This is a genomic window from Ruegeria arenilitoris, assembly GCF_013032445.1.
Classification (GTDB): Bacteria; Pseudomonadota; Alphaproteobacteria; order Rhodobacterales; family Rhodobacteraceae; genus Ruegeria; species Ruegeria arenilitoris_F.
Genome location: NZ_WQCA01000056.1, coordinates 1 through 8,874 on the forward strand (window position 1 = coordinate 1; position 8,874 = coordinate 8,874).

The 8,874-nt window shown below is 52.5% G+C and carries 7 protein-coding genes; 4 read left to right on the forward strand and 3 right to left on the reverse strand.

Annotation, left to right across the window (positions count from 1 at the left end; all coding sequences use genetic code 11):
• On the reverse strand, positions 1-533 hold a 533-nt coding region (locus GOW98_RS24895; protein ID WP_170337288.1), incomplete at its 3' end, for an IS6 family transposase.
• 263 nt (positions 534-796) lie between these two features.
• Between GOW98_RS24895 and GOW98_RS24900 the strand changes: the two genes are divergently transcribed.
• Positions 797-1,729, forward strand: coding sequence for a homocysteine S-methyltransferase family protein (locus tag GOW98_RS24900; RefSeq protein ID WP_170337290.1), 933 nt, complete (start codon positions 797-799; stop codon positions 1,727-1,729).
• Between the two features lie 418 nt (positions 1,730-2,147).
• Here GOW98_RS24900 and acdA read toward each other — a convergent pair whose 3' ends face one another.
• Positions 2,148-3,353, reverse strand: coding sequence for a 3-sulfinopropanoyl-CoA desulfinase (gene acdA, locus GOW98_RS24905; protein WP_170337292.1), 1,206 nt, complete (start codon positions 3,351-3,353; stop codon positions 2,148-2,150).
• Between acdA and GOW98_RS24910 the strand changes: the two genes are divergently transcribed.
• The 3 genes from GOW98_RS24910 (at position 3,335) to GOW98_RS24920 (ending at position 8,036) form a co-directional block, all read left to right on the forward strand.
• Complete coding sequence (locus tag GOW98_RS24910; RefSeq protein ID WP_170337294.1) at positions 3,335-4,336, forward strand: LysR family transcriptional regulator; 1,002 nt, start codon at positions 3,335-3,337, stop codon at positions 4,334-4,336. The genes acdA and GOW98_RS24910 overlap by 19 nt on opposite strands.
• Before the next feature lie 152 nt (positions 4,337-4,488).
• Positions 4,489-5,952 (forward strand): SLC13 family permease, encoded by a 1,464-nt coding sequence (locus tag GOW98_RS24915; RefSeq protein WP_170337296.1) that lies wholly within the window; start codon positions 4,489-4,491, stop codon positions 5,950-5,952.
• 92 nt (positions 5,953-6,044) lie between these two features.
• Positions 6,045-8,036: a heparinase II/III domain-containing protein gene (locus GOW98_RS24920; protein ID WP_170337298.1), complete on the forward strand. Its 1,992-nt coding sequence runs from the start codon at positions 6,045-6,047 to the stop codon at positions 8,034-8,036.
• A gap of 208 nt (positions 8,037-8,244) precedes the next feature.
• Here the strand turns inward: GOW98_RS24920 and GOW98_RS24925 are convergent.
• Positions 8,245-8,874: IS6 family transposase (locus GOW98_RS24925; RefSeq protein WP_170337300.1), on the reverse strand; the 630-nt coding region annotated here is incomplete at its 5' end.

Genomic DNA, 8,874 nt, shown 5'->3' on the forward strand with positions numbered 1-8,874 from the left:
CGTCGAAACGGCAGGTGCGAATTCTCGACGCGGTTGTTGAGCCACCTGCCCGTCTGTTGTTTTTCGAGCGCGCCCATTTCTCTGAGCGCAGCCTTGTAGGAAGCGAAGCGATCTGTGACGATCTCTTCAGCGCAACCGTGCCGCTTCATCAATTTCTTGAGGAATTTCAGTGCTGCCTGCTTGTTTCGGCGTTTGGTGACAACGGCTTCCAGCACCTCACCTTCGTGATCAACGGCCCGCCAAAGATAAAGCCGCTTGCCATTTACCTTCACAAAAACCTCATCCACGTGCCATTTCCATTTGGAGAACGCGCGCAGTTGCTGAACACGCTTCCGTCTAATCTCAGCAGCAAACATCGGGCCAAACCTGTTCCACCAATATCGGACAGTTTCCTGGCCCACGTCGATGCCTCGCTCATGCAGCAGATCTTCGACATTCCGAAGCGAGAGTGGGAAACGGATGTACAGCATCACTGCAAGGCGGATGATCTCGAGACTGGTTTTAAAGTATTTGAAGGAGGCAGGTCTGGTCATGGGCAAAAGCTACGCAACCGCCCTGCCCTGCTCAAGCAAAGTTCTTCTGACAAGACCATCCGACATTTGCAGAGCATGGTTATCCCGGCAAGCTCTTTGATCACACACGCCATCGGAGCACCGCGATGCACGTTCTATAGTTGCAGTTCCGGACCAACTATTTCTGAGCTCGCCTCAAGTTTTCACGTTAGGATCACAATGAACGAAAGGAAGCAATCACGCGGGTATTCGAGTTTACAAACTCCACTTTGGAGAAAGATCATATGTCAAAAGGTTTCCTGGATAGCTACCCGCTCATTTTGGGCGAAGGTTCAATGTACGAGCGTCTGAGGCGCGGTGTGAGCGGCTCGTTTGACCCACACATTGCTCATGCTGGAATGATCTATGACGAAATTGGCAGGCAAGTACTGTTCGATACGCACCGCGGGTACCTTAATATTGGACAACAGTATGGGGTGCCCATGATTGCCGGGACGCCTACCTGCAGGGCAAGCGCAGATCGCGTTGCGAAATCGAGATTTGCCGACAAGCCAGTAAACACAGATGCCTACGCATCAATGAAGGAAGTGAAAGCGAGCTACGGGCCAGACGCTTCACCTATATTGATAGCGGGTGTGACGGGGCCATTTGGCGATGGCTACCTCCCGGACGAAGCGCCTGATACTCAGTCTGCAATAGAACTACATGCGCCTCAGGTAGAAGAGCTTGCGAAGACAGGCATAGATTTCTTCAAGGCGCAAATCTTGCCGAGTTTTCAGGAAGCAAAGGGCATTGCCCAGGTGCTTTCATCGACCGGCCTGCCCTACGTTCTAAGTTTCGTCATTAGGCCCGATGGTTGCATTCTCGACGGAACACCAACCGATATCGCTATCGACGTGATAGACAACGAGACTCAGAGGCCTCCATCAAACTACGCTATCAACTGTGTGCACGCCTCTGTTTTTTCTTCCACATATCGGACGGCCTATGATCGCTATCAGAGTGCCGCGCAACGGATCGTCGGGTTTGATGCCAACTCGTCCGCAAAAACTCCGGAAGAGCTTGAAGGATTGGACGAAATCGATACCGAAGCACCGGAGGATTTTGGAGAAAACTTGGCCTCCCTTCATCAGTTGTTCGGGATTTCATATCTGGGCGGTTGCTGCGGATCATCTACGTCTCATATCAGCAGCTTAGCGGCACATTTAAACGCTTGAGTCGGAGACATTGAAACTAACATTCGCATTTACATTCTGCGGGTGAGTTGGAAGCCGGCAGACGGGGTCCTGAATGCGGCATCAAAATCGACTATTAAAATGCCATCCACTGAACTTTGCAAAGTCCGGTTTCTGCGCGCTGCTGAAATTGGGGCATCGCGCAGCATCGGTCAAATGGGCTCATTGCAAACCTCCGAGCAGACGCGGCAATTGCCCCTGCCCCGCTTGTCACGACCTACCCATCGGCCCAAACCTGCCGTTCACCCTACCCTCAAGTTGCTACATTGCGTCTCGTCAGACCGGCCATTCGCTGCGATTGAAAACTGAGATCGAAGTCAGAATCGGGTTTTACGTCAGATCTGCGTCAGTCAGGCACCTTATGATGCCTAATTTTCGTAGTTATAGCGGTCTCTAGCTATCAACCCGTGGCCAGCTTTGCGTACCCGTCTCTGGTTTGTGGCGTTTTAATACCCAACAAATTACCTGCGATCTGTGTTTTCAGGATCTGCGCGGTTCCACCGCCGATAGTGAACATACGCACGTCACGATACATGCGCTCAATTGGCTCCTGCGCACCGTATCCACGCGCACCAAATATCTGCAGGGAATCGTTGACGACTTTGATCGCCTGTTCAGACGCAAAGGCCTTTGCCCGGGCTGCCATTGTCATGTCGGGAAACCCTGTCGGACCAAGGGCTCCAGCGGCCTCGTGCAGCATCAGACGGGAGGCATGGACTGCCATATCCATGTCTGCAAGCATCCACTGCAGACCCTGAAACTCCTGCAAAGGTCGGCCGAACTGATGACGCTCACGCAGATATCTTTTCGAATGCTCCAGCGCACCGGCTGCAATTCCCATGGCAACCGTTCCAGCTCCGACGCGCTGGCTGTTATAGGCGGTCATCAGGTCCGCAAAACCACGTTTTATTCCCGAAGGCGTAATCAGAGCAAAACGCGCGTCAACTTCCAGATCGGTAAAGCGAAGCACAGTTTCGGGCATTCCGCACAGCCCCATGGTCCGTTCGCGACCGACCACATCGAACCCTTTGGGGGCGATACCGTTTTCGGGATCGTAGTGAACCAGAAAACCGGTGATCCCGAGATCGGTTCCATCTTCATCCAGAACACGTGCAAAAATCAGGTAGAGTTTCGAAACGCCACCGCCTGTAATCCAGTGTTTGCCGCCGTTGATCAGATATTTCCCGCCAATACGCCGGGCCGTTGTCTGCATCTCGGTCGCCGCGCTGCCGGCGTTGGGCTCAGTTATGCAGATTGCAGGCTTGTCCCCTGACAGGACCAGCGGGGCCACAAAGTCTCGTTGCTCATCTGTACCATAGGCCATGATCGCGCTAATGCCGCCCATATTGGCCTCAACGACAATCCTCGCACTCAACGCGCAGGCTTTGGCGATTTCTTCGACGGCCAATACCACATCAAGGTATGAGGCGCCGAGCCCTCCGAACCTGGGCGGTATTGTCATGCCCATAAGTCCGGCATCGGTCAGTTCACGAACGTTTTCCCAACAATAGGTTCGGGCTTCGTCCCAGTGACCGGCACGTTCGGCAAATCCTGGAGCAAGTTCTCGGGCAATTTCCTGATACGTCTTTGTTCCCTGATCGAGCATTGGGCCATCCTCTCTGCTCACAATTATGTGAGGGCTCGTATGTTATTTTCAATCGAATTTACTTTGTTCTTAAATTAATTTTTGTTGAATTTATGCAAATTTCAGCTTTAGAAACGTTGGTTGCGATTGCGCAGCACAGCTCATTTTCTCGAACCGCAGAAGTGCGCAACATGACACTGTCTGCTGTCAGCATGCAGATGAAATCGCTGGAAGAAGAGCTTGGCGCAGCGTTGTTCGATCGCCGCTATCGGCCCCCTAAACTGACGCCACTCGGAGTAAGGGTTGCTCAGGACGCCGAGACAATAGTTGAAGCCTACTCAGTTCTGAAATCAAGATGTATGCCCACCGATCAACTGACCGGAACGTACCGGGTCGGTTTTGTTCCCTCCGCCGCTGCTCGCATCCTGCCCCTGTTTCTTGGATCCGCAGAACAGTTGGCTCCAAAAACAATGTTGAGCACCAGCACTGGATTGTCAGAGACTTTGTGCGAACAGGTCCGAAACGGTCAACTGGATGCCGCAATCGTAACTGAAATCGCAGACGCGACATTTGATCTTTGCTGCGAAACTTTGATCCGTGAGGAAATGGTGATCGCGGCACCGCTGGACAGCAAGGCGAAAGGACTAACCGGGCTTTCCGGATCACACCCTTTTTTGCATTTCATCCCATCCTCGGGCATCGGAAAACTGATCGCTCAATACCGCGATCAGATGCAATTGAAGTCGAAAGAAGTGATTATCCTTGATAGTATCGAAGCAATCGTAAACTGCGTTAAAAGCGGCATTGGGTACGCGCTTTTACCAAAAACAGACGTATTGCGGTACGGCGCTGATCAGGTTCTTGTCCTGCCTTGTAAGCCACATCCGCTGTTTCGCAACATCTCACTGGTGACACGCGAAGACGCCCTGACTGAGATATGGCGCCCAAAGCTGAAGACACTACTTGAAGCCAGCATAACCGGTCTGGAAAACGCGGAGCTTTAAGTTGCTCAAATCGTTTGGTTCATCGCGCACAACACCCGAACAAGAAACCTGCAGATGACATAAACCAGATGTTTGCCCTAGTCTGACACAAGACGCGGCCATGAGTGCCGCGTAGACATATCGTCGGGATTACTACACCGAAGGTTGGTATCATGCAGGAGCTTCAGGTCCAGTCTGCCCGTTCCCGTTGGCCAATATTCCTGTCGCTACTGTCGGGTCCGATACTGTTTTTTCTCGTTCGTTCGCTTGATCCACCGCCTGGACTGTCCACGGCGGGCTGGACGTTGCTGGCTTTACTAGCTTGGATGGTTGCATGGTGGCTCAGTGAGGCAATACCCCTAGCCGCCACTGCGTTACTGCCGGTAATCGTCATGCCTCTTGCCGGAGTTGCTGAGATTGGCACGGTCACGCAGGCCTATGGCCATCCCCTCATATTTCTGTTTCTGGGTGGGTTCATGCTGGCCATGGCAATCGAAGCCGTCGGCCTTCATCGGCGCATCGCGCTAGCAATCGTTTCAAGGGCCGGTACGGGGCCACACAATCTGACCCTGGGCTTCATGATTGCCACTGCATTCCTTTCGATGTGGATCACGAATACGGCCGCAACAATCATGATGTATGCCGTTGCACTGTCTGTCATCGACTTCGTCAAAAGCAAAGTTGCGACATCGGATGAGTTGCGCTGCTTTTCCGTCGGCCTAATGCTTGCCGTGGCCTACAGCGCATCGATTGGGGGAATGGCCACGTTAATCGGATCACCCGTCAATGCTTTGCTGGCGACGATCATGTCCGGCGAATATGGCATAACGGTCGAGTTCGTTGACTGGCTGATGATAGGTCTTCCGGTGACATTGGTAATGTTGTTCATCGCCTGGGCCTTGTTGAGCTTTGTCTTGTTTCGGTGCGACGGCTTGGCGGAAAACGACCTTTCTGACGCGGTTCGCATTGAACGGGAAAGGCTTCCGCCGATGGGCCGCGCGGAAAAGACCGTTGCAGTGGTTTTTGTTCTGGCCGCAACCGGTTGGATTTTGGGGGACCAGATTGCGCATTTCACCGGATTGCCAATCTCGGATACCGGTGTCGCATTGATCGCAGCTTTGTTGCTTTTCGCGACCCCGGTGAACGCAGATATGACAAAATTCGCACTGGATTGGGAAACCGCTGTGAGATTGCCATGGAACGTATTGATCCTAATCGGCGGTGGGCTTGCTGTGGCGTTAGCGTTTCAGATCACCGGCCTCGCGGATTGGATCGGAGAACAGGTGTCAGCAATTGAGATTACGGTTTTCGCCATGGTGTTTCTAGTCGTTGCGATGATGGTCTTTTTAACTGAGATCATGTCAAACCCTGCCTCTGCGGCAACAATACTTCCAGTGGTTTCTGCTGTTGCTGTCGGGTTCGATTGGAGCCCACTTTTATTGGCAGTCCCTGCCGCGCTTGCAGCAAATATGTCTTTCATGATGCCCGTCGCAACGGCCCCAAATGCGATCGTGTTTTCGAACCCTGATCTGAAAATCACTGATATGGTCCGGGCAGGATTTTGGCTTAATTTGTGCGGCATTGCTCTGTGCACCCTAGCGGTCAACTTCGTCTATAAACCTATTTTGGGCTGGTAGTAACTCAGGAAGATATGGCCCGAAGCCGGCCTTGGTCTAAAAGCGATGGCCGTATTCTTTGCAGTGTTAGTTCGTAGGAGTATTGATAGCGTATGGGTTTTGTGATTGCGGCCGCCAGAAAGAACAGTCGAAAACGCGCCTGCTTTCTGTATGTGCTTCTCCTAGCCTGTCTGTGCGCAACAAGCGCAGAATCTCAAACTTCGGTGCCTAAGGTCATTCTGACGGAAGAGGTCGTTCAGCGAATTGAAGCTCAACGAGCTGAGGATTCTGTGTTCGCACTTAAGTATAGAGCTTTGATTGCACGTGCGAATGCACACCTGCAATCGCCAACAATTGTCGAACTACTTCAAAGGGAAGATGGCGAGATACACCAGGCTTTCCAAGGTTTTGGCGAAAGACCCGTAGAACGCCTAACGACATTGGCTTTAGCGTGGCGTTTGACAGGCGACAGTCGCTATGCCGAGCGCACCAGGACAGAACTTCTGCAACTGTCGGATTTAGAGACCTGGCATCCAGAGAACTTTCTCGGGCTCAGCCGTGTGAGTTTGGCGGTTTCACTTGGATACAGCTGGATCAGCGAAACTCTGGACCCACAAGATCACAAAGTCATTAGGACTGCATTGGTCGAAAACGCATTGAAAGAAGCTGACAAGATTTATGATCTGGACGCACTATACTTTGAAAATGGCTGGGTCGCTCCGCAACGTTGGGTCTACCCGGCACCGGTTCCAAAGACACTGCCCGATGGAACTGCAAGCGCAGATATCACGTGGCCTGTCGCATCATTCAACTGGAACATCGTCTGCAACACCGGAATGATCGTCGCGGCACTGGTCTCTTCAGAAGCGGAGCCGGAATTAACTAATAGAATTATCGAACGCGCTCAGGCCTCCATTCACAACGGGTTTGCAATGTTTGCTCCGGATGGAGCTTGGTCGGAGGGGCCAATGTACGGCGCTCTGTCGGCCAGAGATGCGGCTGTTTCGATTGACTCTTTGAATTCAATTCTTGGTCATGACTTCCGCCTTTCAAAAACTGTGGGGCTGGAGAGATTTGGGGAATTTTTGATCCATGTGACTGGACCGACAGGCATGCTCTTCAACTATGGTGATAGCGACACAAGTACCGATCCTGTCGCGCTCACATGGCTAGCGTCGTACTACAATCAGCCAAACTACAACCTACCTTCCATTAACACCGCGCCATCATCCCATCCAGCCTTCGAGCTGATTTGGCAGCAAAGTTCAGATCATGAACCGACACCCCCTCGTAAAGATGCTTATTGGTCCGGGGGGCTTGGGCTTGTGACTATGCGGTCCGCTTGGGAAGATCCTGACGCAACATTTGTTGGGTTCAAAGCCGGGCCACTCAGCAGTCACCACAATAACCTGGACGCTGGAACGTTTGTGCTTGAGGCAAACAATGTGCGGTGGGCAGTGGATCTGGGGATCGGGAATTACCAGCTGCCAGGTTACTTTACCGACAAACGCTTTGATTACTATCGCACGGCAACGATCGGGCAGAATACTTTGACCTTTAACGAAGCAAACCAAATTGCAACTGGGCGTGCGCAGATCAATGAGTTTGGCCAGTACCCTGGGTTCAACTTCACGATCGCCGATCTTTCTGATGTGTATGGCAAAACCAAAGGGACGATCATGCGTGGAATTGCGGTGGTCGATGATAAAACGGTGGTTATTCAGGATGAAATCAACAGCCGTCAAAAAGGGCCGATGGCATGGACTATGCACACCGAAGCGGACGTTTTGATTGCTGGGTCAAACGCAACCCTGACCCAAGAAGGTCAAGAACTACGTGCGCGAATTTTGTCTCCGCCCGAAGCTGAATTCGTATTGCGTTCAGCAAACCCATGTAAAACGCCTTACGCTTCCCAATGCCGACTTCAAAACCCTAACACGGGCGTAAAGAGGTTGATGGTTGACCTGAACCTTGATGCCTCGACTTTACCACAGACCATTACAATTGTTTTTGAAAGCGAGGGTCAGTCGACCTACAAAACAGCTGTCCCCTTGAGCCAGTGGAGTTTGACAGTCAGCCTCCCGAGCAACAGCGAAAGGCAGTAGGTCTGGTCAGCGACCTGAGCACGCCAAGTTACCGGGCAAAAACTCTACTCAAAAAGGGCACGGTTGAGCCGTGATGATCGTCGAGCAAGCAAGGATTGATTGACCACTATTTTGAGAGCAAGGCCGCCCGGGATCAGTTCGCGTGTGCCCGAATGGGTGCTGTCAGACGAATTCGAACCAGTCTCAGTTTCCCACAGAAACCGCGAACCTATGCAGAACAAAGTTGACGCCACTCGCTAAGAACGGCGGTGCGTGTCAGCTTGAAGGTGTCTCGGCTGGCGAGCGATCGCTCCTGGTTGAAATGGTTGTATACGGAGGAATGGACGGCGGCGAATTTCTGTAAACTTCGCATGCACCTGAAACGGTGCATGGCGCGTTCGCGTCGTCGGAAAGGAAGGTGCGAATTCTCGACGCGGTTGTTGAGCCACCTACCCGTCTGTTGTTTTTCGAGAGCACCCAAATCTCTGAACGCCGCCTTGTACGATGCGCAATGGTCTGTGACGATCTCTTCGGCGCAACCATGCCGCTTCACCAATTTCCTGAGGAATTTCAGTGCTGCAGCCTTGTTTCGACGTTTGGTAACAACGGCTTCCAGCACCTCGCCTTCGTGATCTACTGCGCGCCGCAGATGATGCCGCGTGCCATTCACCCTCGCGAAACCCTCATCCACGTGCCACTTCCATTTGGAGAACACGCGCAGTTGCTGAACACGCTTCCGTCTGATCTCGGTAGCAAACATCGGGCCAAACCTGTTCCACCAATATCGGACAGTTTCGTGGCTCACGTCGATGCCACGCTCGTGCAGCAGATCTTCGACATTCCGAAGCGAAAGCGGGAA